General features: G+C 70.8%; 21 protein-coding genes and 1 riboswitch. Of the genes, 14 read left to right on the forward strand and 7 right to left on the reverse strand.

Annotated elements, in window-relative coordinates; all coding sequences use genetic code 11:
- The first annotated feature begins 400 nt into the window (after positions 1-400).
- On the forward strand, positions 401-991 hold the full coding sequence (locus AB0C73_RS04335; RefSeq protein WP_362524385.1) for an N-acetylmuramoyl-L-alanine amidase: 591 nt from the start codon (positions 401-403) through the stop codon (positions 989-991).
- Positions 992-1,086: 95 nt separating this feature from the next.
- Positions 1,087-2,046, forward strand: a complete 960-nt coding sequence (locus tag AB0C73_RS04340; RefSeq protein WP_362524387.1) for a pyridoxal-phosphate dependent enzyme — start codon at positions 1,087-1,089, stop codon at positions 2,044-2,046.
- Positions 2,047-2,094: 48 nt separating this feature from the next.
- Here the strand turns inward: AB0C73_RS04340 and AB0C73_RS04345 are convergent, their stop codons facing one another.
- Positions 2,095-3,690: a Na+/H+ antiporter gene (locus AB0C73_RS04345; RefSeq protein ID WP_362524390.1), complete on the reverse strand. Its 1,596-nt coding sequence runs from the start codon at positions 3,688-3,690 to the stop codon at positions 2,095-2,097.
- Positions 3,691-3,868: 178 nt separating this feature from the next.
- Here AB0C73_RS04345 and AB0C73_RS04350 point away from each other — a divergent pair, with 178 nt between their 5' ends.
- From AB0C73_RS04350 to AB0C73_RS04360, 3 genes are all read left to right on the forward strand, one after another.
- Complete coding sequence (locus tag AB0C73_RS04350; protein ID WP_362524392.1) at positions 3,869-4,129, forward strand: UBP-type zinc finger domain-containing protein; 261 nt, start codon at positions 3,869-3,871, stop codon at positions 4,127-4,129.
- Positions 4,130-4,383: 254 nt separating this feature from the next.
- A complete protein-coding gene (locus AB0C73_RS04355) occupies positions 4,384-4,797 on the forward strand; it encodes an anti-sigma regulatory factor (RefSeq protein WP_362524394.1) in 414 nt (137 codons plus the stop codon).
- Positions 4,794-5,855 carry a SigB/SigF/SigG family RNA polymerase sigma factor gene (locus AB0C73_RS04360; RefSeq protein ID WP_362524397.1) on the forward strand — a complete coding sequence of 354 codons (1,062 nt, stop codon included), beginning with the start codon at positions 4,794-4,796 and terminating at the stop codon, positions 5,853-5,855. The genes AB0C73_RS04355 and AB0C73_RS04360 overlap by 4 nt, the downstream gene beginning before the upstream one ends.
- Before the next feature lie 101 nt (positions 5,856-5,956).
- Here AB0C73_RS04360 and AB0C73_RS04365 read toward each other — a convergent pair whose 3' ends face one another.
- Positions 5,957-6,421: a hypothetical protein gene (locus AB0C73_RS04365; protein WP_362524399.1), complete on the reverse strand. Its 465-nt coding sequence runs from the start codon at positions 6,419-6,421 to the stop codon at positions 5,957-5,959.
- A gap of 697 nt (positions 6,422-7,118) precedes the next feature.
- Here AB0C73_RS04365 and AB0C73_RS04370 point away from each other — a divergent pair.
- Both AB0C73_RS04370 and AB0C73_RS04375 read left to right on the forward strand, forming a co-directional pair.
- The gene (locus AB0C73_RS04370; RefSeq protein WP_362524400.1) at positions 7,119-8,087 is read left to right on the forward strand and encodes a diacylglycerol kinase family protein; all 969 of its coding nucleotides are present in this window, start codon (positions 7,119-7,121) and stop codon (positions 8,085-8,087) included.
- Between the two features lie 319 nt (positions 8,088-8,406).
- Complete coding sequence (locus AB0C73_RS04375) at positions 8,407-8,664, forward strand: WhiB family transcriptional regulator (protein WP_003953983.1); 258 nt, start codon at positions 8,407-8,409, stop codon at positions 8,662-8,664.
- Between the two features lie 182 nt (positions 8,665-8,846).
- Here the strand turns inward: AB0C73_RS04375 and AB0C73_RS04380 are convergent, their stop codons facing one another.
- Positions 8,847-10,313: a PAS domain-containing sensor histidine kinase gene (locus tag AB0C73_RS04380; protein ID WP_362524726.1), complete on the reverse strand. Its 1,467-nt coding sequence runs from the start codon at positions 10,311-10,313 to the stop codon at positions 8,847-8,849.
- Between the two features lie 576 nt (positions 10,314-10,889).
- On the opposite strand from AB0C73_RS04380, the gene nagB reads away from it, so the two are divergent.
- Positions 10,890-11,675 (forward strand): glucosamine-6-phosphate deaminase, encoded by a 786-nt coding sequence (nagB, locus tag AB0C73_RS04385; RefSeq protein WP_362524403.1) that lies wholly within the window; start codon positions 10,890-10,892, stop codon positions 11,673-11,675.
- A gap of 93 nt (positions 11,676-11,768) precedes the next feature.
- Here nagB and AB0C73_RS04390 read toward each other — a convergent pair whose 3' ends face one another.
- The 4 genes from AB0C73_RS04390 to AB0C73_RS04405 form a co-directional block, all read right to left on the reverse strand.
- Complete coding sequence (locus AB0C73_RS04390; protein WP_362524405.1) at positions 11,769-13,289, reverse strand: glycoside hydrolase family 3 N-terminal domain-containing protein; 1,521 nt, start codon at positions 13,287-13,289, stop codon at positions 11,769-11,771.
- Between the two features lie 9 nt (positions 13,290-13,298).
- A complete protein-coding gene (locus tag AB0C73_RS04395) occupies positions 13,299-14,138 on the reverse strand; it encodes a carbohydrate ABC transporter permease (protein ID WP_362524729.1) in 840 nt (279 codons plus the stop codon).
- A gap of 38 nt (positions 14,139-14,176) precedes the next feature.
- Positions 14,177-15,169, reverse strand: coding sequence for a sugar ABC transporter permease (locus tag AB0C73_RS04400; RefSeq protein ID WP_362524407.1), 993 nt, complete (start codon positions 15,167-15,169; stop codon positions 14,177-14,179).
- 214 nt (positions 15,170-15,383) lie between these two features.
- Positions 15,384-16,670, reverse strand: a complete 1,287-nt coding sequence (locus AB0C73_RS04405) for an extracellular solute-binding protein (RefSeq protein ID WP_362524409.1) — start codon at positions 16,668-16,670, stop codon at positions 15,384-15,386.
- A 304-nt stretch (positions 16,671-16,974) separates the two neighbouring features.
- On the opposite strand from AB0C73_RS04405, the gene AB0C73_RS04410 reads away from it, so the two are divergent.
- The 6 genes from AB0C73_RS04410 (at position 16,975) to AB0C73_RS04435 (ending at position 24,096) form a co-directional block, all read left to right on the forward strand.
- Positions 16,975-17,739, forward strand: coding sequence for a GntR family transcriptional regulator (locus tag AB0C73_RS04410; RefSeq protein ID WP_362524731.1), 765 nt, complete (start codon positions 16,975-16,977; stop codon positions 17,737-17,739).
- Between the two features lie 192 nt (positions 17,740-17,931).
- Entirely contained in the window at positions 17,932-18,195 is a 264-nt protein-coding gene (locus AB0C73_RS04415; RefSeq protein WP_362524733.1) for a DUF3311 domain-containing protein, read from the forward strand.
- The gene (gene mctP / locus AB0C73_RS04420; protein ID WP_362524412.1) at positions 18,192-19,817 is read left to right on the forward strand and encodes a monocarboxylate uptake permease MctP; all 1,626 of its coding nucleotides are present in this window, start codon (positions 18,192-18,194) and stop codon (positions 19,815-19,817) included. Before AB0C73_RS04415 ends, mctP begins: the two co-directional genes overlap by 4 nt.
- 82 nt (positions 19,818-19,899) lie before the next feature.
- A complete protein-coding gene (locus AB0C73_RS04425) occupies positions 19,900-20,418 on the forward strand; it encodes a GNAT family N-acetyltransferase (RefSeq protein WP_362524415.1) in 519 nt (172 codons plus the stop codon).
- 1 nt (position 20,419) lies between these two features.
- Positions 20,420-20,589, forward strand: a riboswitch (cobalamin riboswitch).
- Positions 20,590-20,716: 127 nt separating this feature from the next.
- Positions 20,717-23,080 (forward strand): ribonucleoside-diphosphate reductase subunit alpha, encoded by a 2,364-nt coding sequence (locus tag AB0C73_RS04430; protein ID WP_362524418.1) that lies wholly within the window; start codon positions 20,717-20,719, stop codon positions 23,078-23,080.
- The gene (locus AB0C73_RS04435; RefSeq protein ID WP_362524421.1) at positions 23,077-24,096 is read left to right on the forward strand and encodes a ribonucleotide-diphosphate reductase subunit beta; all 1,020 of its coding nucleotides are present in this window, start codon (positions 23,077-23,079) and stop codon (positions 24,094-24,096) included. Before AB0C73_RS04430 ends, AB0C73_RS04435 begins: the two co-directional genes overlap by 4 nt.
- The last annotated feature ends 1 nt before the right edge of the window (position 24,097 follow it).

The raw sequence follows: 24,097 nt of genomic DNA on the forward strand, positions 1-24,097 counted from the left end.
GGTGGCCTGGTGGGTGGGGTGGCGGGCACCGGGGGCGGGGACCTGTCGGCCTGACCCCCGCCCCCGGCACGGATGCGGTGCTGCAACAGCGCGGCGGACTCGGCACCTGCGAGAGAAAGCCTCCAACACACAGCGTGCGCACGCCATTACACAAAAGAGTGGGACTCGACGGCGGCAGGCTGGGCATTGGCGCGCGATTTCGCCCGCAACCACGGCCCGCCGCGCAGCACCCCGGCCCACCGCATCCCCACCCACCCCCCAGCCCGCTTTAACGATTCGTCCGGATCGGCTCGCACACGAACCGAACGCCGAGCAGCGGAGGGGATGACTCCGGTACCCCGGTGGAAGGGGATCCGGAGAAACCGGAAGACCGCAATCCCCATCCCGGAAGGAGCCGGTCATGTCCACACCCATGTCCGCGAGCCGTTTCCTCAGCGCACTGCGCGGTGAAGGGCTGACGGTCGTCGAGGTCGGCGACTGGCGCACCCACAACCGCAACCACAAGGGCCCCTGGGGCCCCGTGCACGGCGTGATGATCCACCACACCGTCACCCGGGGCACCGCCAACACCGTCCGCATCTGCCGGGACGGCTACGCGTCCCTGCCGGGCCCGCTCTGCCACGGCGTGATCGCCAAGGACGGCCGGGTGCACCTGGTCGGCTACGGCCGGGCCAACCACGCCGGCCTCGGCGACGACGAGGTGCTGCGGGCGGTCATCGCCGAGAAGGGCCTGCCGCCTGACGACGAGGCCACCACCGACGGCAACCGGCACTTCTACGGCTTCGAGTGCGAGAACCTCGGCGACGGCGTCGACCCGTGGCCCAAGGTCCAGCTGGACGCCATCGCCAAGGCCGCCGCCGCGGTGTGCCGGGTGCACGGCTGGACCCAGCGCTCGGTCATCGGCCACCTGGAGTGGCAGCCGGGCAAGATCGACCCGCGCGGCTTCACCATGGCGTCGATGCGCCAGCGGATCGCCGACCGGCTGCACTAGGACACGCCCAGGGCTCTGTCCGTGTCCGACGCTGATCCACCGGGCCGACCCCGGCCCCACTCAGCCAGAGGTCAGCCACCGGCGACAATGGCCGGGTGAACGCGTTCGATCCCGCCCGGCTGCACCCCCGGCTCCCCTCGCCCCTGGAGCCGGTCGAGGACGAGCGCTTCGCCCGGTACGGGCTGACGCTGCTGCTCAAGCGGGACGATCTGATCCATCCCGCGCTGCCCGGCAACAAGTGGCGCAAGCTGGCGCTCAACCTGACGGAGGCCGCCGGGCGGCCGGTGCTCACCTTCGGCGGCGCCTACTCCAACCATCTGCGGGCCACGGCCGCCGCCGGCCGGCTGCTCGGCTTCCCCACGGTCGGCGTCGTCCGCGGCCACGAGCTGGCCGGCCGGCCCCTGAACCCCTCGCTCGCGCGCTGCGCGGCGGACGGGATGCGTCTGGTGTTCGTGGACCGCGCCACGTACCGCGTGAAGCACGAACCGGACACCCTGGCCCGGATTCTCGCCCTGGCCGAGATCCCAGAGGAGACCTACGTGGTACCGGAGGGCGGCAGCAACGCGCTCGCCGTCCGCGGCTGCGTGGAGCTGGGCCGGGAGCTGTCGGGCCGGGCCGAGGTGGCCGCCGTGGCCTGCGGCACCGGCGGCACCCTGGCGGGGCTCGCGGCCGGTTTCGACGGGCGGGCGCTCGGCGTTCCGGTCCTCAGGGGCGGCTTCCTCGGTGCCGAGGTACGGGCCCTCCAGGAGGCGGCGTTCGGCGGTCCGCGGGGCGACTGGCGGCTCGACGAGCGCTTCCACGGCGGCGGCTTCGCCCGTACGACCCCCGAGCTCACCGCCTTCGCACGGGATTTCGAGTCGCGGCACGGTGCCTGGCACGGACTCGCCATCGAGCGACTGTATGTCGCCAAAATGCTCTACGGACTGGTGACCCTGGCGGCGGAGGGCGCCTTCGCGCCCGGCACCCGTATCGCGGCCGTGGTCACCGGCGCCCCCGAGCCGGGCGCGGAACCGGACGCGGAACCGGACGCGGAAGTCTCCGGACCGGGCGCGTAAGCCCCCCGGACCGGGCCCGGAGCCTGGTCCGGAAGCCCGGGACCCGCCTCAGCCCGCCTCCTCCCGGTAGGCCGCCGCCTCCTCCAGGTCGAGCCGCCGCAGCAGAGTCCGCATCATCTCGTCGTCGATCCGGCGCGCGTTGCGCTGCCGCACGAAGACCTCGCGCTCGGCGTCGATCATCTCGCGCGAGAGCCGCCGGTAGGTGTCGTCCGCGGTCTCGCCGGTGAGCTCGTTGACGGTGCCGAGGCGTTCCCACACGGCGTTGCGGCGCCGCTCCATGACCGTGCGCAGCCGGTCGGCGAGCGGCCCCGGGAGGGCGTTGCGCTCGTCGGCGAGGAGCTCGTCGAGCCGGGCCTCGGCGGCCTGCGAGGCCTCGCTCTGGGCCTGCGCCTCGGCGAGGGTGTCCTGGACGCGGTCGCGGCCGGGCAGCTTCAGGGCCCGGATGAGCGGCGGCAGGGTGAGGCCCTGGACGACGAGGGTGCCGATGACGGTGGTGAAGGTGAGGAAGAGGACCAGATTGCGGGCGGGGAAGGGGACGCCGTCGGTGAGGCGGGGGATGGAGAAGGCGATGGCGAGCGAGACCACACCGCGCATGCCTGCCCAGCCGATGATCACCGGTGCCCTCCAGTCCACCCCGGACTCGCGGGTGCGGACCCGTGGGGACAGCCAGCGGGGCAGGAAGGTCGCGGGGAAGACCCAGGCGAAGCGGACCAGGACCACGAAGACGAAGACCCCGGCCGCGTACCAGGCGGCCTCGCCGATCCCGTACGGGCCGAGCCCCTGGACGACGAACGGCAGCTGGAGGCCGATCAGCGCGAAGACGGCGGACTCCAGGACGAAGGCGACCATCTTCCACACCGCCTCTTCCTGAAGACGCGTGGCGAAGTCGACCTTCCAGTTCTTGTGCCCGAGGAAGAGGCCGACCACGACGACGGCGAGCACCCCGGAGGCGTGCACCTGCTCCGCGGCGGCGTACGCGAAGAACGGGATGAGCAGGGAGAGGGTGTTCTGCAGCAGGGCCTCGCGCAGATGGGTGCGCAGCCAGTGGATGGGGACCATCAGGATCAGGCCGACGCCGATGCCGCCGACGGCGGCGAGCGCGAACTCCCCGAGGCCGCCGGCCCAGCTGATGCCCTCCCCCACGGCGGCGGCGAGGGCGACCTTGTAGGCGGTGATCGCGGTGGCGTCGTTCACCAGGGACTCGCCCTGGAGGATGGTGGTGATCCGGTGGGGCAGGCCGAGCTTGCGGGCGATGGCGGTGGCCGCGACCGCGTCCGGCGGGGCGACGACGGCGCCCAGGACCAGGGCGGCGGTCAGCGGCAGGTCGGGCACCAGGATGTACGCGAGCCAGCCGACCGCCACGGTCGCGAAGAGGACGTAGCCGACGGAGAGCAGCGCGACCGGCCGGATATTGGCGCGCAGGTCCAGATAGGAGGCGTCGACGGCGGCGGTGTAGAGCAGCGGCGGCAGGACGAGCGGCAGCACGATGTGCGGGTCGAGGGTGTAGTCCGGCACGCCGGGCAGATAGGCGGCCGCGAGGCCGACGGCGACCAGGAGCAGCGGGGCCGGGACCGGCGTCCGGCGGGCGAGGCCCGCCACGGCGGTGCTCGCCGCGACCAGCCCCACCAGTTGCACTGCGTCCATGCCCCGCTCCCCGTCTCGTGCGCCGTCTCGTGCGCCGCACCGTCTCGTGCCTGCCGCGTGGCTTGCCTCGCGCCTGCCGCGTGGCCTGCTGCGTGGCTTGCCTCGTGCCTGCCGTGTGCCTGCCTCGTGCCTGCCTCGTGCCCGTCCGTCACTCCGGCCACGACGTAACCTGGCCATCATGAGCGAGTGCCCGCACGTTGCCGAAATGCCGCGCCCCGAACCGGCGCCGCTGCACGACACCTGTCCGGAGTGCCTGGCGGACGGCACGCACCCCGTCCAGCTGCGGCTCTGCCTGAGCTGCGGGCATGTGGGCTGCTGCGACTCGTCGGCGGGGCGGCACGCGACGGCGCACTTCCACACCTCGGGGCACCCGGTGATGCGGACCTTCGAGCCGAACGAGCGCTGGCGCTGGTGCTTCGTGGACAGTTCGATCGTCTGACGGCCCGGGGACGGGGTTCGACCGGCCTACGGCTGGGTACGTCACCCCTCCGCGGGTTCTCCGCGGCCGCCGGTGCGTACGGCGGGCCCTTCCGGACCGGACCCCGCGGGGGCGGTCCTGCCGGGCCCCCGGCGACACGGCGGGACGGATCGCGATAGCGTCTCGGCGGACTGCAGATCCGACTGCGTACCGCCTGGTCCGGAGCTTTTCCGCCCCGGACCCCCGAAAGAGTTTGTGCCACCTTGGAGGTGAGGGTGTCCCAGATCGCAGGCGAGCCCGGGACCCAGGACTTCGTGGAAGTCCGGCTGCCCGCTGCGGGTGCCTACCTGTCCGTGCTGCGTACGGCCACGGCCGGTCTCGCGGCGCGCTTGGACTTCACCCTCGACGAGATCGAGGACCTGCGGATCGCGGTCGACGAGGCGTGCGCGATCCTGCTCCAGCAGGCGGTGCCGGGGTCGGTGCTGAGCTGCGTGTTCCGTCTGGTCGACGACTCGCTGGACGTCACGGTGTCGGCGCCGACCACGGACGGGCGGGCGCCGGAGCGCGACACGTTCGCGTGGACGGTGCTGTCGGCGCTGGCCGGGAAGGTGGAGTCGTCGGTCGCCGAGGACAAGACTGTCTCCATCAGCCTGTACAAACAGCGCGGCGCGGGGCCAGGCCCGGCGTGAGGAGCGGGGACGCGACGGCCGGCATCCCTGAGCAGCAACGCGCACGGCCGCAGGGGGCGGCCGGTGTCGAGGTCGAGATCGAGGTCGCTACGGAGCAGGCGGACCAGATGAGCGAGCACGAGCAGCACGAAGAGGTCCCGGACGCGGCCGGGCCGCGGGCGGTTCCCGATCAGGCGTCCGATCACGACTCCGGCGAGGACTCCGATCAGGCGTCTGGTCACGACTCCGGCGAGGACTCCGATCGGGCGTCCGGCCATGACTCTGGCGAGGACGCCGACCAGGCCTCCGATCAGGTCCCTCATCCGCACGACCGCAGCGGTGCCCGGGCGCTCTTCGTCGAGCTGCGCGGCCTGCCGGAGGGCTCGCCGGAGAAGGCGGCGCTGCGCGACCGGCTGGTGCGGATGCACCTGCCGCTGGTGGAGCACCTGGCCCGGCGCTTCCGCAACCGGGGCGAGCCGCTCGACGACCTGACGCAGGTGGCGACGATCGGCCTGATCAAGTCGGTGGACCGGTTCGACCCGGACCGCGGGGTGGAGTTCTCCACGTACGCGACGCCGACGGTGGTGGGTGAGATCAAGCGCCACTTCCGTGACAAGGGTTGGGCGGTACGCGTCCCCCGCCGCCTCCAGGAGCTGCGGCTCTCGCTGACGACGGCGACGGCCGAGCTGTCCCAGCAGCACGGGCGGTCGCCGACGGTGCACGAGCTGGCGGAGCGGCTCGGGATCTCCGAGGAGGAGGTCCTGGAGGGTTTGGAGTCGGCGAACGCCTACTCGACGCTCTCGCTGGACGTGCCGGACACGGACGACGAGTCGCCGGCGGTCGCGGACACGCTCGGCGCGGAGGACGAGGCCCTTGAGGGCGTCGAGTACCGGGAGTCGCTCAAGCCGCTCCTGGAGGACCTGCCGCCGCGCGAGAAGCGGATCCTGCTGCTTCGCTTCTTCGGGAACATGACCCAGTCGCAGATCGCGCAGGAGGTCGGGATCTCGCAGATGCATGTCTCCCGGCTGCTCGCGCGCACGCTGGCGCAGCTGCGGGACAAGCTCCTCGTGGAGGAGTGAGCGAGGAGTTGAGCGGCGCGGATTCCCGTACGTGACGGAGGGGCCGGGGGTGATCCCCCGGCCCCTCCGTCATGCACGGCAGGTCATGTACGGCAGGTGCGTTACGAGGCGTCCTGGCCCGGGCGGCGGATGCCGAGCGCCGCGGTGGTGGACGGGCTCACCAGGAGGACGAGGCCGGTCACGGCGAGGACCGCGAGGGCGATGCCGGCCGGGATCATCACGCTGTTCGCCTGGAGGAGCTGCCAGGCGACGGGCAGCGCCAGGATCTGGGTGATCACGGCGGGGCCGCGGCTCCAGGACCGGCGCAGCCACAGGCCGCGGGCGGCGACCAGCGGGATGAGGCCGAGGGCGACCAGGGTGACCGCGCCCATGAGGGCCGAGGCGGGGTCGTCGGGCCGGTCGCCGAGGCTGGTGACCAGGAGGGCGAGGCCGCCCGCCACGAGGGCCAGGCCCTCGACGCCGGCCACCACCGCGGCGGCGGTGAGCCGCCCGGGCCGGGAGACCGGCTCCGTCGGCTGCTCGGGACTGCTCGTGTCGGCGCTGCTCGCCCTGCTCGCACTGCTCATGCAAGGCAGGGTAGCCGGGGCGGGTACGGGGCGGGGCGCCCAGGCCGTCACACCGGTGCCGCACGGCAGCCGCCGGCCGGTGCCGCGACCGGCCCACCCGTCGCGGGCTCGACCTTGATCGACCAGCCGAGGCAGGACCCGGCCGTGCCCGAGGACAGGACGAGACGCGTCCGAGGGTGAACCCGAGGTGAGCCCGCGGCAGGACCAAGGGCGTGGCCGGGCCGGGGGCCGGGCGTGGCCGGGCCGGTGGGCAGGACCAAGGCGTGCCCGAGGGCGTCCCCGACGCCGGACCGGCACGTGCCCCAGGCAGGACCGCGGCGTGGGCGCGGGCGGGATCGAAGCGTGCCCGGCCCTGTCCGAGGGCAGGCCCCGAGGCGTGCCCGAGCCTGTCCGAGGGCAGGGCCCGAGGCGTGCCCGAGTCGGCACCGAGGGCAGAACCCGAAGCGTGGCCGAGCGCTGGATCGAAGCCTGCCCCAGCCTGCACCGAGGGCAGGACCCGAAGCATGCCCGAGCCGGCACCCAGCGCAGGCCCGCGGCGCGCCCTGGGCAGACCCCGAGGCATGCCCCATGCGCACACCCGGGGCGCGCCCCGGCGCAGGACAGAGGCGCGCCTCAGGGGACACCCAGGGTTCGGTCCGGGGCAGGTCAGGGAGGCCGGGACTGGGCCCGGTACCCCCGGGTAGGTACGCTGGCGGGCATGCGCGCGCTTCTCGTGGTCAATCCGGCAGCAACCACCACCAGTGCCCGCACACGGGACGTTCTGATCCACGCGCTCGCCAGCGAGATGAAGCTGGAGGCGGTGACGACCGAGTATCGGGGTCACGCCCGTGACCTGGGGCGCAGGGCCGCCGAGTCGGACGACATCGATCTCGTGGTGGCGCTCGGCGGCGACGGCACGGTCAACGAGGTGGTCAACGGGCTGCTGCACGCGGGGCCCGATCCGGAGCGGCTGCCGGGGCTCGCGGTGGTGCCGGGCGGCTCGACCAATGTGTTCGCCCGGGCGCTCGGTCTGCCGAACGACGCGGTGGAGGCGACCGGCGCGCTGCTCGACGCGTTGCGCGAGCGGCGGGCGCGGACGGTCAGTCTGGGTCTGGCGTCCGGGACGCCGGGCACGGACGACGAGGGTGTTCCCGAACGCTGGTTCACGTTCTGTGCCGGCTTCGGTTTCGACGCGAGCGTGATCGGCCGGGTCGAACAGCAGCGCGAACTGGGCAAGCGTTCGACCCATGCACTCTATCTGCGCCAGGTGGTGCGCCAGTTCCTGGGCGAGCGGAACCGGCGGCACGGCACGATCACCCTGGAGCGGCCCGGCGAGGATCCCGTGCGGGATCTGGTCCTCTCCATAATCTGCAACACCTCCCCCTGGACCTACCTGGGGAATCGTCCGGTGTACGCGTCGCCCGAGGCCTCCTTCGACACGGCCCTGGACGTGCTCGGGCTGACCCGCCTGTCGGCTCCTTCGGTCGCCCGGTACGGCACTCAGCTGCTCACTTCGAGCCCCGAACGGGGGCCTCGCGGGAAGCATGCGGTGACCCTGCACGATCTGACCGACTTCACCTTGCATTCGAAGGTCCCGCTGCCGCTCCAGATGGACGGTGACCACCTGGGGCTGCGTACGAGCGTGACGTTCACAGGCGTACGCCGTGCACTGCGTGTGATTGTGTGACCAGAAGGACCGAAAGTCCTTCCACTCGAACGTTTAGGCTGCCCTCCACCCCCTAGAAGTACGGCTGTGACGGAGCCGACACCGAGGAATCAAAAAAAACTTTCCAGAAGGGGTTGTATCCGTTGCTGGGGTTTGGGAGTCTCTTCTTGGCGATCGGGACGGCCCGCAAGACCGGCCTCCACTGAGAGCCAGAACCCCACCCCAGTGACAAGGACCACGCCAGTTCGTCTGGCAGTCGGCCCTTCCCCTGCGGGGGGATTCGTGAAAGCGTTCACATTCACAAGCAACTTGCACGTAACACCTGAGAGAGGTAGCAGCCATGGACTGGCGTCACAACGCCGTTTGTCGTGAGGAAGACCCCGAGCTGTTCTTCCCCATCGGCAACACCGGTCCTGCGCTGCTGCAGATCGAGGAAGCCAAGGCCGTCTGCCGCCGCTGCCCCGTCATGGAGCAGTGCCTGCAGTGGGCGCTCGAGTCCGGCCAGGACTCCGGCGTCTGGGGTGGCCTCAGCGAGGACGAGCGCCGCGCGATGAAGCGCCGCGCCGCCCGCAACCGGGCGCGCAACGCGAGCGCCTGAGCCACCTGCACAGTCTGAGGCAAGCGGCGCGTACACCGTGTGCGCAATCACCGCCCTTGAGCCGCAGCGCGCGCAGTAACCCACAGCATTCGAGCCCCGGACCGATTCCCTTCGGTCCGGGGCTCGCTGCTGTACGGAAGGTTCCACACGGACCCCACGGGCCCCACGGGCCCCAACTCCCTCTACTTCTGCGGCTGTACGGGAATGTCGAGGACCACCCGGGTGCCGCCTTCCGCGCCGCGCTGCATGTCGAAGCTGCCGCCGAGCTCGCCCTCGACCAGGGTCCGTACGATCTGCAGCCCGAGGTTGCCGGCCCGCTGCGGGTCGAAGCCCTCGGGCAGACCGCGGCCGTCGTCCGTGACCGTGATCAGCAGACGGGCGTCGGCACGGGGCTCGCCGCGGACCGCGGTGACCTCGACCGTGCCCGTCTCCGCCGGCGCGAAGGCGTGCTCCAGGGCGTTCTGCAGGACCTCGGTGAGGACCATGGAGAGCGGGGTGGCGACCTCTGCGTCGAGGATGCCGAAGCGCCCGTTGCGCCGGCAGGTCACCTTGCCGGGGGAGATCTCGGCCACCATCGCGATCACCCGGTCGGCGATCTCGTCGAACTCGACCCGCTCGTCCAGATTCTGGGACAGCGTCTCATGGACGATGGCGATCGAACCGACCCGCCGGACCGCCTCGTTGAGCGCCTCGCGGCCCCGGTCGGAGTCCATCCGGCGGGCCTGGAGGCGCAGCAGCGCGGCCACGGTCTGGAGGTTGTTCTTCACCCGGTGGTGGATCTCCCGGATGGTGGCGTCCTTGGTGATCAACTCGCGCTCGCGGCGGCGCAGTTCGGTGACATCGCGGAGGAGGACGAGCGAGCCGATCCGGGTGCCCTTGGGCTTGAGCGGGATCGCGCGGAGCTGGATCACACCACCGGCGCCCTCGATCTCGAACTCGCGCGGGGCGTAGCCGGAGGCCATCTTGGCCACGGCCTCGTCAACCGGGCCGCGGGACGGCGCCAGCTCGGCGGTGACCTGCCCGAGGTCCTGGCCGACCAGGTCGGCGGCCAGGCCGAGCCGGTGGTAGGCGGACAGCGCGTTGGGCGAGGCGTACTGGACGACGCCGTCGGCGTCGAGCCGCATCAGGCCGTCGCCGGCCCGGGGCGAGGAGTCCATGTCGACCTGCTCCCCGGGGAACGGGAAGGAGCCGGCGGCGATCATCTGGGCCAGGTCGGAGGCGGACTGGAGGTAGGTGAGTTCGAGCCGGGACGGGGTCCGCACGGTGAGCAAGTTGGTGTTGCGGGCGATCACGCCGAGGACGCGGCCCTCGCGGCGTACGGGGATGGACTCGACCCGGACCGGGACCTCCTCGCGCCACTCGGGGTCGCCCTCGCGCACGATGCGGCCCTCGTCGAGGGCGGCGTCGAGCAGCGGGCGGCGGCCGCGCGGGACCAGGTGGCCGACCATGTCGTCCTGGTAGGAGGTGGGCCCGGTGTTGGGCCGCATCTGGGCGACGGAGACATAGCGGGTGCCGTCCAGGGTGGGGACCCACAGGACCAGGTCGGCGAAGGAGAGGTCGGAGAGCAGCTGCCACTCCGAGACCAGCAGGTGGAGCCAGTCGAGGTCGGACTCGCTCAGCGCGGTGTGCTGGCGGACGAGGTCGTTCATGGAGGGCACGTCAGCGAGCGTACCCGTGGAATTACCGGACGATGAACCTGGAGTTCCCGGCGTCCGTGTTGGAGGATGGGCCCGGAACGACAGCGGTCCTGTGGATGGACAGACAGGATTGGTCTAGTCCACAATATTTTCATAGACCTCCGTCCTCCCCGCACAGGAGGACGGACGAGGCACCCGGCGCTCTCTGCCCTGACTGCGCCGAGGCCTCCCGAAACGGCCGAGGGACCGCACATCCCCGGCCGGGCAAACTCCGGGCTGCGGTGCCGGACGGGTTGAGGGTCCCGTCCCGGCGCCGCGGCCCGCAGTTGTTTCCGGGCCCTCTCCGATCCCCCGACCCCCTCCCTCCCCCTCCCCGCCCCCTCCCCGAGCCTTTTCGAGTGGCCCGTGGGACCCGTGCGGCCGACGATGAGAACAGCCGCGTCCGGCACCCGTCCAGCACCCCGCCCAGGAGCCGCCCAGGAGCCGGAACAACATGAGGAAAGGGGTCCCGCTCTGCTAGATTTGAGCCTAGATTGGTCTATACCACCGGCTCTTCTTCAGGCCCGAACTCAGATCGGCAGGCACAGCGTGGAAGTTGTCATCGTCAAGGACGCCACGGCGGGCGGCGAGCTCATCGCGGACGGCATAGCCGGCCTCCTGCGCCGCAAGCCCGACGCGCTGCTCGGCGTGGCCACCGGCTCGACCCCGCTGCCCATCTACGACGCCCTGACCGCCAAGGTCCGGGCCGGCTCCGTCGACGTGTCCCGGGCGCGGGTCGCCCAGCTGGACGAGTACGTGGGCCTGCCCACCGGGCACCCCGAGTCGTACCGGGCGACCGTGCTCCGCCAGGTCGTCGAGCCGCTCGGGCTCTCCGCCGACTCCTTCATGGGCCCCGACGGCTCGGCCGAGGACGTCCAGGCCGCCTGCGAGGCCTACGACCGGGCGCTCGTCGAGGCCGGCGGCGTCGACCTCCAGATCCTGGGCATCGGCACCGACGGGCACATCGGCTTCAACGAGCCCTGCTCGTCGCTCGCCTCCCGCACCCGGATCAAGACGCTCACCGAGCAGACCCGGATCGACAACGCGCGCTTCTTCGACAACGACATCGACCAGGTGCCGCACCACGTGATCACCCAGGGCATCGGGACCATCCTGGAGGCCCGCCACCTGGTGCTGCTGGCCACCGGCGAGGGCAAGGCCGAGGCCGTGGCGCAGACCGTCGAGGGCCCGGTCGCGGCGCTCGTACCGGCCTCCGCGCTCCAGCTGCACCCGCACGCGACCGTGGTCGTGGACGAGGCCGCCGCCTCCAAGCTGAAGCTCGCGGACTACTTCCGCCACACCTACGCGAACAAGCCCACCTGGCAGGGCATCTAGGGCACCCAGCCACCCCACGCAGCCGTACGGGAAGGGGCCCGGCACCTGATCCAGGTGCCGGGCCCCTCCTCGTACCCCTCGGACTCCCGCGATTCAGACGCCCGCGATGACCTCCGCCGCGGCGCGGCCGCAGACGCGGGCGGCGCCGTGGGTGGCGATGTGCAGGGCGCCGCGGGGCACCGACTCGTTCAGGCCCATCTCCACCACGACGGTGTCCGGGCGGGCCGCGAGCAGGGCGTCCAGGGTGCCGGCCATCCACGGGTGCCGGTGGGCGTCGCGGACCACGGCGACCACGCGCCGCTCCCCGGCGGCGGCGAGCACGGCGGCGGCCGAGGCCTCCTCGCCGTACCAGCCGGTCGTGGTGCCCGGCAGCAGGCTCTCCAGCTCGGCCCCGACGCCCCAGGGCGTCTCGTCGCCGACCGCGAAGTTCGCGACCGGGTTGAAGGAGGCCACGTACGGCGCCTCGGTCAGCGGCTCGAAGGGCCGCTCCCCCACGGTCAGCCGCAGGGCCCGGCGGGCCGCGACGAGTCCGACCTCGGTGCCGGGCGCGGTCCCCTCCTGTGACGCCGCGCCCGGCCCCGATACAGCCCCCCTGGCCCGGTGCGCCTGGGTCCAGGCCGCCAGGGCGCGCACGCGCGCCGCGGCGTCGGCCAGCCGCTCCTCGGGCAGTTCACCGGCCCGTACCGCGTCAAGCAGCGCGTCGCGCAGCCGCAGTACGGTGTCCTCGTCGGCCAGCCCGCCGCCGACGCAGATGGCGTCGGCGCCCGCGGCGATCGCGAGGACGGATCCGCGCTCGATGCCGTACGTCGACGCGATGGCCTGCATCTCCATCCCGTCGGTGACGATCAGCCCCTCGAAGCCCAGCTCCCGGCGCAGCAGTCCGGTGAGGATCCGCGGGCTCAGGGTGGCCGGCCGCTCGGGGTCGAGCGCGGGAAGCAGGATATGCGCGCTCATCACCGCTTTGGAACCCGCGGCGATGGCCGCGCGGAAAGGTGCCAGCTCACGGGCGTGCAGTGTGGCGAGGTCCACATCGATCCGGGGCATCGCGTCGTGCGAGTCCACACTGGTGTCGCCGTGTCCCGGGAAGTGCTTGGTGCAGGCGGCGACGCCCACGGCCTGGAGGCCGTCGACATAGGCCACGGTGTGCCGGGCGACCAGGTCGGGGTCGGCGCCGAAGGAGCGCACCCCGATGACCGGGTTGTCGGCGTTGGAGTTGACGTCGGCCGACGGGGCCCAGTTGAGGTCGACCCCGCACTCGGCGAGCCGGCGGCCGAGCTCGCGGGCCACGGCCCGGGTGAGCTCGACGTCGTCGACGGTGCCGAGGGCGTAGTTGCCGGGGAAGGACGAGCCCTGCTGCACCTCGAGGCGGGTGACGTCGCCGCCCTCCTCGTCGATGGCGACCAGGACGTCCGGGCGCTCGGCGCGCAGCCGGGCGGTGAGCGCCGCCAGCTGTTCGGGAGCGACGATGTTCCGGCCGAAGAGGCCGACCGAGGACAGTCCCTCGCCGATCCGGCGGAGCAGCCAGTCGGGGGCGGTGGTGCCGACGAAGCCCGGCTGGAGGACGGTGAGCGCGTCCCGGGTCAGGGTGTCGGAACCGGTTGCGAGCGTGGTCATGGGGCGCCGTTATCCCTTCACCGCGCCGGCGGTGAGACCCGCGGCCATCTTGCGCTGGACAAGGAGGAAGAGCACCACGATGGGGACGGCCATCATGGTCGAGCCGGCCATCATCGGCGCGTACTCGGTGCCGTTCTTGGTGATGAAGTTGGACAGCCAGACGGTGGCCGTCTGGTTCTGCTGGCTCATCAGCATCAGCGCGTACAGGTACTCGTTCCACGCCTGGATGAAGCCGTAGACGGAGGTGGCGACCATGCCCGGGGCGAGCAGCGGGAAGACGACCCGGAGGAAGGCCCCGGTCGGGGTGCAGCCGTCGACCTGGGCGGCCTCCTCCAGCTCCTTGGGGATGTTGACGATGAAGCCGCGCAGCGTCCACACCGTGAAGGGCAGGATGAAGGTCAGGTAGGTGATGATCAGGCCGCTGAGCTTGTCGTACTGCCCGAGGTCGTTGAGCAGCAGGAAGACCGGGATGATCATCGCGACGAGCGGGACCATCTGGACGGCGAGGATGCCGACGATGACGATCTTGCGGCCGCGGAAGGCGAACCGGGAGATGGCGAGGGCGGCGAGCAGGCCGACCGCGATGCCGATGACGACGACGACGGTCGACACGACGAGGCTGCGGACGACCGGGCCCCAGAAGTCCGCGATGTCCAGGGCGCGCTTGAAGTTCTCCAGCGTGAAGGTGCTCGGGAAGAAGTGCGGATCGGGGTCGATCGCGTCCTTGGCCGGCTTGAAGGCCGTGTTGAGCATCCAGTAGACCGGGAAGCCGGCCGTGACGAAGACGAGCAGGCCGAGCAGGTTCCAGCCGAGCTTGGACTTGCGGGGCTTGCGCGGGCGGCGGGTGATGGCGGGTGCCTGGGTGATGGCGGGTGCCTCGGTGGCGCTCACTCCACATCTCCGATCTTGAGCATCTGGCGCATGTACACCGCGACCACGCCGAGCAGCAGCAGCACCGTGACGAGCGCGATGGCCGAGCCGGTGCCGTAGTCGTTGACGACGAACGCGCGGTCGAAGGAGTACGTGGTCAGCAACTGGAACTCCGCCTCGGGGTGCCCGTTGCGCATCACGTAGACCTGCGGGAAGACACCCATGTCCCAGATCACCGAGAGCGTCGTCAGCATGACGATGACGGGCTTGAGGATGGGCAGGGTGACGTAGCGGAACACCCCCCAGGCGCCGGCGCCGTCGAGGCGCGCGGCCTCTTCGAGCTCCTTGGGCACCTGGGTGAGGCCCGCGGTCAGGGTGATGACCACGAAGGGCACGGCGCCCCAGACCACCAGGAGCATGATCACGGCCAGGCCCTCGGGGCCGCTGGCGAACCAGTTGTGGCCGATCATGTCGACGCCGGGCAGGCGGCTGAGCAGCCAGTTGAGGACGCCGTAGTCGGCGTCGAAGAGCCACTTGAAGATGGCGGTGGCGACGATGATGGGCATGCCCCAGCTCGCCACGAGCACGATGTTGATCAGCACCTTGACCCAGCCCGAGACGCGCTGGAGGAGCAGGGCGATCAGCATGCCGAGCACCATGGTGACGATCACGGCGCCGGCCGCGAAGATCACGGTGCGCAGGACGACGGCCCAGAACTCGCCGTCACCGAGGATCTTGGTGAAGTTCTCGAGGCCGGCCGACTCGGCTTCCTGGAACCCCCACAGCTGCGGCTGGCCGAAGTGCTGGAACGAGAGGGTGACCAGGCGGACCAGCGGATAGCCCAGCACCAGGAGCAGCACGAGCAGGCATGGCGCGAGCAGCAGCCAGGGGACCCCGGCCCCGCTCCTGGACTTCCCGCCGCGTGGGGCGGGCGTACCGGCCGTGGAGCCGGATGGTGGCGATTGCCGCGCCGGCGGCACCTTCGCGGTGGTTGTGTCTGCGGCACTCATCCCGTGCTCCTCAGCGATCCCTCTCCTGGTACGGGCGGCAGGGCCCCGTCACGCCCTTTGAGGCTCGGTTCTCCTCCGGGGCGCTCTCAGCGTGCGTCGACGGTCGATCGTGCTCGGGTCGCTCGTTCCTCGCGACCCTCCGCGCGTTCTCCCTTTCGACACCCGCGCGCCCCTTCGGTTCACTCGCCAGGCCGACGGGGCCCTGCACGTCAGGTCACTTGGTGTTGATGACCTTGTCGATCGCGGCGTCGGCGTCCTTGGCCGCCTGCTCGACCGACTTCTTGCCGTTGGCGATCTCGATGAGCATCGTCTTGAGGGTCTGGGCCTTCTCGACCTGGCCCCAGCCGGGGGCGGTCGGGACGAACCAGCTGGACTCGGCCGCGGTGGCCGCGACCGTGGTGGCCGGGGCGCTCTTCAGCGGGGCGAGGTCCGTCTTGTTGTTCGGCAGGTTGCCCTTGGCGACGAGGCCCTTCTGGCCCTCGGCGCCGGTGAAGGCGTTGATCCACTCGGCCGCGACGCCCTGCGCCTTGGACTTGACCGGGACGGCGAGGTCCGAACCGCCGAGGAAGACGGGGAGGTTCTTGCCGGTCGGGCCGGGCATGACGAAGTTCTCGAGCTTGTCCGTCAGCCCGCCGACCTTGTCGTTCTCCGGGGTGGCGGAGGTGGCGCCCTCCCAGCCGGCAGCGAAGATCGTCGCGGACTTGCCCTGGCCGAAGACGACGGGACGGTCGGACTCGTCCTTCGTCTTGTCGCCGTGCATGTACTTGTCGACGATGTTCTTGTACTCGGTGAGGCCCTTGATGGACTCCGGCGAGGACAGGTTCGCCTTCCAGGTCTCGCCTTCCTGCTTGGCGATGGAGCCGCCCTGCTCGTAGACGAAGGACATCGCGGCGTACCAGTCCGGCGACGGCTGGTACCAGGCGCTGAACTTGTCGCCCTTCTTCTTCTGGATGGCGTCGAGCGCGGCGGTCAGCTCGGCCCAGGTCTTCGGGGCGGCCTTGACGCCCGCCTCGGCGGCGATGTCCTTGCGCCAGGTGCCGACGCGGCCACCGGCGTAGTAGGGGACGCCGTAGGTCTTGCCGTTGTAGGTGACGGAGTCCTTGAGGGCGTCCAGCCACTTGTCGGAGTTCTCGAACTTCGACGGGTCGACCTCGGCGAAGGCGCCCTTGGCCATGTAGCTGATCATCTCGGAGTTGCCCATCTCGACAACGTCCGGGGCCTTGTCGGTCGCGAGCACCGCGTCGAGCTTGGTGTTCTTGTCCGGCCAGCCGTAGTACTCGTGGTTGATCTTGATGCCCGGGTGCTTCTTGGTGACCGCGTCGTCGGCGGCCTTGACCAGCTCGGGCCAGTTGTTCTGAGCGTCGACCGTCAGCCAGACGGTGAGCTCCTTGGCGTCGCCGCCGGCGTTCGCCCCACCCTTGTCATCGCTGCCGGAACCGCACGCAGCGATAGAGACCATCATGCCCGCGACGCCGATCGCCGCGATGAGCTTGCGCTTCACGCCACCCTCCTCAGGGATGCCTGCTCCCCCCTCCCACCGCGCGAAGACGCGAAGACTTACGACGAGTCATACGTCGAGTAATGCTGTGGGGCTGGGACCTGGCCTTAAATGGTGTAGACCAGTACCGGGAGCTTGGCCTAGACCTTTAGGGGTGTCAAGGGTGTATAAGAAGGGCAGTCGGGTCCGTTACCGGACCGACACCTGAGGGAGGGCGACGACCCGTGACCGGTCCGTGCCACCATGTGAGCCGCGACAGACGGAGGAGCCGGTGACGGCAGCAGCACAGGAGTCGGAGAGGCAGGCCATGGCCACGGACGCGGGAAACACCGAGACAGACAGCGGGATCGCCACCCGCACCGCGCGCGTGCCCAAGTACTACCGCCTCAAGCGGCACCTGCTCGACATGACCGAGACCCAGGCACCCGGCACGCCGGTGCCGCCCGAGCGGACGCTCGCCGCGGAGTTCGACACCTCGCGCACGACGGTCCGCCAGGCCCTCCAGGAGCTGGTCGTCGAGGGCCGCCTGGAGCGCATCCAGGGCAAGGGCACCTTCGTGGCCAAGCCCAAGGTCTCCCAGGCCCTCCAGCTCACCTCGTACACCGAGGACATGCGGGCGCAGGGCCTGGAGCCGACCTCGCAGCTCCTCGACATCGGCTATGTCACCGCCGACGACACCCTCGCCGGGCTGCTCGACATCACCGCCGGCGGACGGGTGCTGCGCATCGAGCGCCTGCGCCTGGCCAGCGGCGAGCCGATGGCCATCGAGACCACCCATCTGTCCGCCAAGCGCTTCCCCGCGCTGCGGCGTTCGCTGGTCAAGTACACCTCGCTCTACACCGCGCTCGCCGAGGTGTACGACGTGCACCTCGCCGAGGCCGAGGAGACCATCGAGACCTCGCTCGCCACCCCGCGCGAGGCCGGCCTGCTCGGTACGGACGTGGGCCTGCCGATGCTGATGCTCTCCCGCCACTCGCTCGACGCCAACGGCGAGCCGGTCGAGTGGGTGCGCTCGGTCTACCGCGGCGACCGCTACAAGTTCGTGGCCCGGCTCCAGCGCCCCAACGGCTGACACGACGGATCCGGTTTCGCCGAACGGCCGTACCCCCGGCGGGGGTGCGGCCGTTCGGCATGAGCGCGCGCGGAATTCAGGTGAACCGTCCGGGGAAGTGATCCGTGATACGCACGGGGGTTCCGAGAACCCGATCGGTCCCCTAGATTTCCTCGGCACTTGCCAGGTCAGCAGCGATGGGACGAGATCGCCATGTCACAAGCGACACAAGCATCACAAGGGAAACAACCGGTCATCACCCCGATCAGGGTGGTGATCGCGCTCTGCCTCTTCGCGCCGTTCGTCGCGATGTTGTGGGTGAGCTCGTACGCGAAGGTGGAACCCACCTTCATCGGCGTCCCGTTCTTCTACTGGTACCAGATGCTGTGGGTGCTCATCTCGACCGCGCTCACCATGCTGGCCTACAAGCTGTGGCAGCGTGACCAGCGCGCCCGCAAGGGGGGTGCGTCGCGATGAAGGACGGCGTGAACGGCGTCGCGCTCGGCGTCTTCGTCTTCTTCTTCCTGGCCGTCACGGTCATGGGCTTCCTGGCCGCCAAGTGGCGCCGGGCCGAGAACGAGCACAGCCTCGACGAATGGGGCCTGGGCGGACGCTCGTTCGGCACCTGGATCACCTGGTTCCTGCTGGGCGGCGACCTCTACACCGCGTACACCTTCGTCGCCGTCCCGGCGGCGATCTACGCGGCGGGCGCCTCGGGCTTCTTCGCCGTGCCGTACACGATCCTGGTCTATCCGCTGATCTTCACCTTCCTGCCCCGCCTCTGGTCGGTGTCGCACAGGCACGGATACGTGACGACCTCGGACTTCGTCCGCGGGCGCTTCGGCTCCAAGGGCCTGTCCCTGGCGGTCGCGATCACCGGCATCCTCGCCACCATGCCGTACATCGCGCTCCAACTGGTCGGCATCCAGGCCGTCCTGGACGTGATGGGCGTCGGCGGCGGCGAGAGCACCCACTGGTTCGTCAAGGACCTGCCGCTGCTCATCGCCTTCGGCGTGCTCGCCGCGTACACCTACTCGTCCGGTCTGCGGGCCCCGGCGCTCATCGCCTTCGTCAAGGACACGCTCATCTACCTCGTCATCGCGGTGGCGATCATCTACATCCCGATCAAGCTGGGCGGCTTCGACGAGATCTTCGGCAGGGCGAGCGAGGCCTTCGCCACGGTCAACCCGGCCACCGGCAAGCCCAAGGGCGCGCTGGTGCCCGGCGAGACGGGCCAGTGGACGTACGCGACGCTGGCGCTCGGCTCGGCGCTCGCGCTGTTCATGTACCCGCACTCGATCACCGCGACGCTGTCCTCCAAGAGCCGCGAGGTGATCCGCCGCAACACCACGATCCTGCCGCTGTACTCGCTGATGCTGGGTCTGCTCGCGCTGCTCGGCTTCATGGCGATCGCGGCCGGCGTGAAGGTGACCAACGGCCAGCTCGCCATCCCGCAGCTCTTCGAGAACATGTTCCCGGACTGGTTCGCGGGCGTGGCCTTCGCCGCCATCGGCATCGGCGCCCTCGTCCCGGCCGCGATCATGTCGATCGCCGCCGCCAACCTCTTCACCCGCAACATCTACAAGGACTTCATCAAGCCCGACGCGACCCCCAAGCAGGAGACCAAGGTCTCCAAGCTGGTCTCGCTCCTGGTGAAGGTCGGCGCGCTGATCTTCGTCCTCACCATGGACAAGACCGTCGCGATCAACTTCCAGCTGCTCGGCGGCATCTGGATCCTGCAGACCTTCCCGGCCCTGGTCGGCGGTCTGTTCACCCGCTGGATGCACCGCTGGGCGCTGCTCGCCGGCTGGGCGGTCGGCATGGTGTACGGGACGGTCGCCGCGTACGGCGTCGCGAGCCCGACCCAGAAGCACTTCGGCGGCTCCGCCGCCGAGATCCCGGGCATCGGCGAGATGGGCTACATCGCCCTCACCGCCTTCGTCCTCAACGTGCTCGTCACCGTGGTCCTCACCTTCGTCCTGAAGGCCGTCAAGGCCCCGGACGGCGTGGACGAGACCTCGCCGGCGGACTACACGGCCGACGCGGGTGACGCGGGCGTCGTCACCGAGCTGCCGAAGGTCGGCGCCGCCGACCACTGATCGCACCAGTCCCTCCGTACGCTCCGCCCGCCTCCGGAAACCCGGGGGCGGGCGGAGCCGTACCGGGGGCAGACTGCCGGGCATGGACTTCATGATCAGAGCGGTACGGCCGCAGGAGTACGAGACCCTCGGCGAACTCACCGGACGGGCCTACCTCGACGACGGGTTCCTCCTCCACGGCGAGGACGACTGGTACTACGGGCATCTGCGGAACGTGGCCGGACGGGCCGAGGTCGCCGAGGTGCTGGCCGCCGTGGACGCGGACGGCACCGTCCTCGGCGGCGTGACCTTCGTCCCGGCCCCCGGCGTGATGGGCGACCGCGCCACCGAGGGCGAGACCGAGATCCGGATGCTGGCCGTCGACCGCGCGGCCCGCGGCCGCGGCGTCGGCGAGGCGCTCGTCCGGGCCTGCGTCGAACGCGCCCGGGCCGTCCCCGGCTGCGAGAGGATCGTCCTGTCCACCCAGCCCGAGATGCGCACCGCACACCGGATCTACGAGCGGCTCGGCTTCCACCGCACCCCGGAACGGGACTGGAGCCCCATCCCCGACCAGCCGGAATTCACGCTGCTCTGCTACTGCCTGGAGTTGCACGCTAGCTGACGACACACAACATGTGGGGGGTGCTCCGAGGAGCGCCCCCCACATGTATGCTCATCCTCGCTGTCGTCGCAGGGGAATCCGGTGCAAATCCGGAACTGTCCCGCAACGGTGTACCAAGTGCGTTTCCGTACGACGTGAGTCCGAGGACCTGCCGACAGCGCGCCCGGACCGTCCGTTCCGGGTGCCACAGACGTCCGGGCCTCGCGGAGTGGGCCGGTGGACGCGGCGCCGCCGTGCGTACGGCGCCCGTTTCCCGCCTCCCGTCCTGGCCCCGAGCCGAGCGAGGGAGAGCCCCCACGTGACCATCGCGCCCGCCGATCCGGCTTCGGCCGAGGCTTCCGCGGTCGAGACCGACGGCCCCGGCACCACACTGCTGCGGACCCTGACCGATCTCACCGCCGACCTCCCGGACACCGACCCCGGCCGGGTCGCCGCCGCCGCGCTGCGCGGCCGGCACCCCGGCTCGGACGAGGCGGAGCTGCGCGAGCTGGCCACCGAGGCCGCCGCCGGTCTGATCGCCGAGGACCCGGCGTACTCCCGGCTCGCCGCCCGCCTGCTCACCCGTACCGTCGCCGAGGAGGCGGCCGGCCAGGGCGCGGTCTCCTTCTCCGCCTCCGTCGCCGTCGGGCACCGCGAGGGCCTGATCGCCGACCGCACCGCCGAGTTCGTCGCGCTGCACGCCGACCGCCTGGACGCGGCGATCGACCCGGCCGCCGACGACCGCTTCGGCTACTTCGGCCTGCGCACCCTCTACTCGCGCTACCTGCTCCGCCACCCGATCACCCGCAAGGTCGTCGAGACCCCCCAGCACTTCATGCTGCGCGTCGCGGCCGGTCTCGCCGAGGACGACTCGGTCCGCGCGCTCGACGAGGTGACGGCGCTGTACGGGCTGATGAGCCGGCTCGACTACCTGCCCTCCTCCCCCACGCTCTTCAACTCCGGCACCCGCCACCCGCAGATGTCGTCCTGCTACCTGCTCGACTCCCCGCTCGACGAGCTGGACTCCATCTACGACCGCTACCACCAGGTCGCGCGCCTCTCCAAGCACGCCGGCGGCATCGGCCTCGCCTACTCCCGCATCCGCGCCCGCGGTTCGCTGATCCGCGGCACCAACGGGCACTCCAACGGCATCGTCCCCTTCCTCAAGACCCTCGACGCGTCCGTCGCCGCCGTGAACCAGGGCGGCCGCCGCAAGGGCGCCGCCGCGGTCTACCTGGAGACCTGGCACGCGGACATCGAGGAGTTCCTGGAGCTCCGCGACAACACCGGCGAGGACGCCCGCCGTACGCACAACCTCAACCTGGCGCACTGGATCCCGGACGAGTTCATGCGCCGGGTCAACGCGGACGCCGAGTGGTCGCTGTTCTCGCCGGCCGACGTGCCCGAGCTGGTCGACCTGTACGGCGAGGAGTTCGACGCCGCGTACCGCAAGGCCGAGGCGGCGGGCCTGGCCCGCAAGACCATGCCGGCCCGCGACCTGTACGGGCGCATGATGCGCACCCTCGCGCAGACCGGCAACGGCTGGATGACCTTCAAGGACGCCTCCAACCGGACCGCCAACCAGACCGCCGAGCCCGGCGCGGTCGTGCACTCCTCGAACCTGTGCACCGAGATCATCGAGGTCACCGACGACGGCGAGACCGCGGTCTGCAACCTCGGCTCGGTCAACCTCGGCGCCTTCGTGGTGGACGGGGAGATGGACTGGGCGCGGCTCGACGCGACCGTGCGCACCGCCGTGACCTTCCTCGACCGGGTCGTCGACATCAACTTCTACCCGACCGAGCAGGCCGGCCGCTCCAACGCCAAGTGGCGCCCGGTGGGCCTGGGCGCGATGGGCCTCCAGGACGTCTTCTTCCAGCTGAAGCTGCCCTTCGACTCCCCCGCCGCCCGCGCCCTGTCCACCCGGATCGCCGAGCGGATCATGCTCGCCGCGTACGAGGCCTCCGCCGACCTCGCCGAGCGCAACGGCCCGCTCCCCGCCTGGGAGAAGACCCGCACCGCGCGCGGGGTGCTGCACCCCGACCACTACGACGTCGAGCTGACCTGGCCGGAGCGCTGGGCCGCGCTGCGCGAGCGGATCGCGTCGACCGGCCTGCGCAACTCCCTCCTCCTCGCCATCGCCCCGACCGCGACGATCGCCTCGATCGCCGGTGTCTACGAGTGCATCGAGCCGCAGGTGTCCAACCTGTTCAAGCGCGAGACGCTGTCCGGCGAGTTCCTCCAGGTCAACTCGTACCTGGTGGACGAGCTGAAGCGGCTCGGCGTGTGGGACGCGCAGACCCGCGAGGCGCTGCGGGAGTCCAACGGCTCGGTGCAGGGCTTCGGCTGGGTGCCGGCCGAGGTGCGCGAGCTGTACCGCACGGCCTGGGAGATCCCGCAGCGCGGCCTGATCGACATGGCCGCCGCCCGCACCCCCTTCCTCGACCAGTCGCAGTCCCTGAACCTCTTCATGGAGACGCCGACCATCGGCAAGCTGTCGTCGATGTACGCGTACGCCTGGAAGCAGGGCCTGAAGACCACGTACTACCTGCGCTCGCGCCCGGCGACCCGGATCGCCCGCGCCGCCCAGGCCACCACGATCCCCGTGCAGCAGGCCACGCCCGACGCGGACGCCGTCGCCTGCTCCCTCGAAAACCCCGAGTCCTGCGAGGCCTGCCAGTGACGACCCCCAGCCGCAACCACAACCTGCTCGACCCGGGCTTCGAACTGACCCTGCGTCCGATGCGCTACCCGGACTTCTACGAGCGCTACCGCGACGCGATCAAGAACACCTGGACCGTGGAGGAGGTCGACCTCCACTCGGACGTCGCCGACCTCGCCAAGCTGTCCCCGGGCGAGCAGCACATGATCGGCCGCCTCGTCGCCTTCTTCGCGACCGGCGACTCGATCGTGGCCAACAACCTGGTGCTCACCCTCTACAAGCACATCAACTCCCCGGAGGCGCGGCTCTATCTCTCGCGCCAGCTCTTCGAGGAGGCCGTGCACGTCCAGTTCTATCTGACGCTGCTCGACACCTACCTCCCCGACCCGGACGACCGGGCGGCGGCCTTCGCGGCCGTCGAGAACATCCCCTCCATCCGCGAGAAGGCGCAGTTCTGCTTCAAGTGGATGGACTCTGTCGAGAAGATCGACCGCCTGGAGACGGCCGCCGACCGCCGCCGCTTCCTGCTCAACCTGATCTGCTTCGCCGCGTGCATCGAGGGCCTGTTCTTCTACGGCGCCTTCGCGTACGTCTACTGGTTCCGCAGCCGCGGCCTGCTGCACGGCCTGGCGACGGGCACCAACTGGGTCTTCCGCGACGAGACGATGCACATGAGCTTCGCCTTCGAGGTCGTGGACACCGTCCGCAAGGAGGAGCCGGAGCTCTTCGACGACGCGCTGCAGCAGCAGGTCACGGAGATGCTGAAGGAGGCCGTCGAGGCGGAGCTCCAGTTCGGCCGCGACCTGTGCGGCGACGGCCTGCCGGGCATGAACACGGAGTCGATGCGCGAGTACCTCCAGTGCGTCGCCGACCAGCGCCTCACCCGCCTCGGCTTCGCCCCGGTGTACGGCTCGGAGAACCCGTTCTCCTTCATGGAGCTCCAGGGCGTTCAGGAACTGACCAACTTCTTCGAGCGCCGTCCCTCCGCCTACCAGGTGGCGGTCGAGGGCTCGGTGGACCTGGACGAGGACTTCTGAC

This window comes from Streptomyces sp. NPDC048623, assembly GCF_040650755.1.
Classification (GTDB): Bacteria; Actinomycetota; Actinomycetes; order Streptomycetales; family Streptomycetaceae; genus Streptomyces.

Excerpts from the sequence above, each read along its gene's own strand:
- AB0C73_RS04335 (WP_362524385.1), top strand. The coding sequence starts at position 401 with ATGTCCACACCCATGTCCGCGAGCCGTTTCCTCAGCGCACTGCGCGGT.
- AB0C73_RS04345 (WP_362524390.1), bottom strand. The coding sequence starts at position 3,690 with ATGGACGCAGTGCAACTGGTGGGGCTGGTCGCGGCGAGCACCGCCGTG.
- AB0C73_RS04350 (WP_362524392.1), top strand. The coding sequence starts at position 3,869 with ATGAGCGAGTGCCCGCACGTTGCCGAAATGCCGCGCCCCGAACCGGCG.
- AB0C73_RS04365 (WP_362524399.1), bottom strand. The coding sequence starts at position 6,421 with ATGAGCAGTGCGAGCAGGGCGAGCAGCGCCGACACGAGCAGTCCCGAG.
- AB0C73_RS04370 (WP_362524400.1), top strand. The coding sequence starts at position 7,119 with ATGCGCGCGCTTCTCGTGGTCAATCCGGCAGCAACCACCACCAGTGCC.
- AB0C73_RS04375 (WP_003953983.1), top strand. The coding sequence starts at position 8,407 with ATGGACTGGCGTCACAACGCCGTTTGTCGTGAGGAAGACCCCGAGCTG.
- AB0C73_RS04380 (WP_362524726.1), bottom strand. The coding sequence starts at position 10,313 with ATGAACGACCTCGTCCGCCAGCACACCGCGCTGAGCGAGTCCGACCTC.
- AB0C73_RS04390 (WP_362524405.1), bottom strand. The coding sequence starts at position 13,289 with ATGACCACGCTCGCAACCGGTTCCGACACCCTGACCCGGGACGCGCTC.
- AB0C73_RS04400 (WP_362524407.1), bottom strand. The coding sequence starts at position 15,169 with ATGAGTGCCGCAGACACAACCACCGCGAAGGTGCCGCCGGCGCGGCAA.
- AB0C73_RS04410 (WP_362524731.1), top strand. The coding sequence starts at position 16,975 with ATGGCCACGGACGCGGGAAACACCGAGACAGACAGCGGGATCGCCACC.
- AB0C73_RS04415 (WP_362524733.1), top strand. The coding sequence starts at position 17,932 with ATGTCACAAGCGACACAAGCATCACAAGGGAAACAACCGGTCATCACC.
- mctP (WP_362524412.1), top strand. The coding sequence starts at position 18,192 with ATGAAGGACGGCGTGAACGGCGTCGCGCTCGGCGTCTTCGTCTTCTTC.
- AB0C73_RS04425 (WP_362524415.1), top strand. The coding sequence starts at position 19,900 with ATGGACTTCATGATCAGAGCGGTACGGCCGCAGGAGTACGAGACCCTC.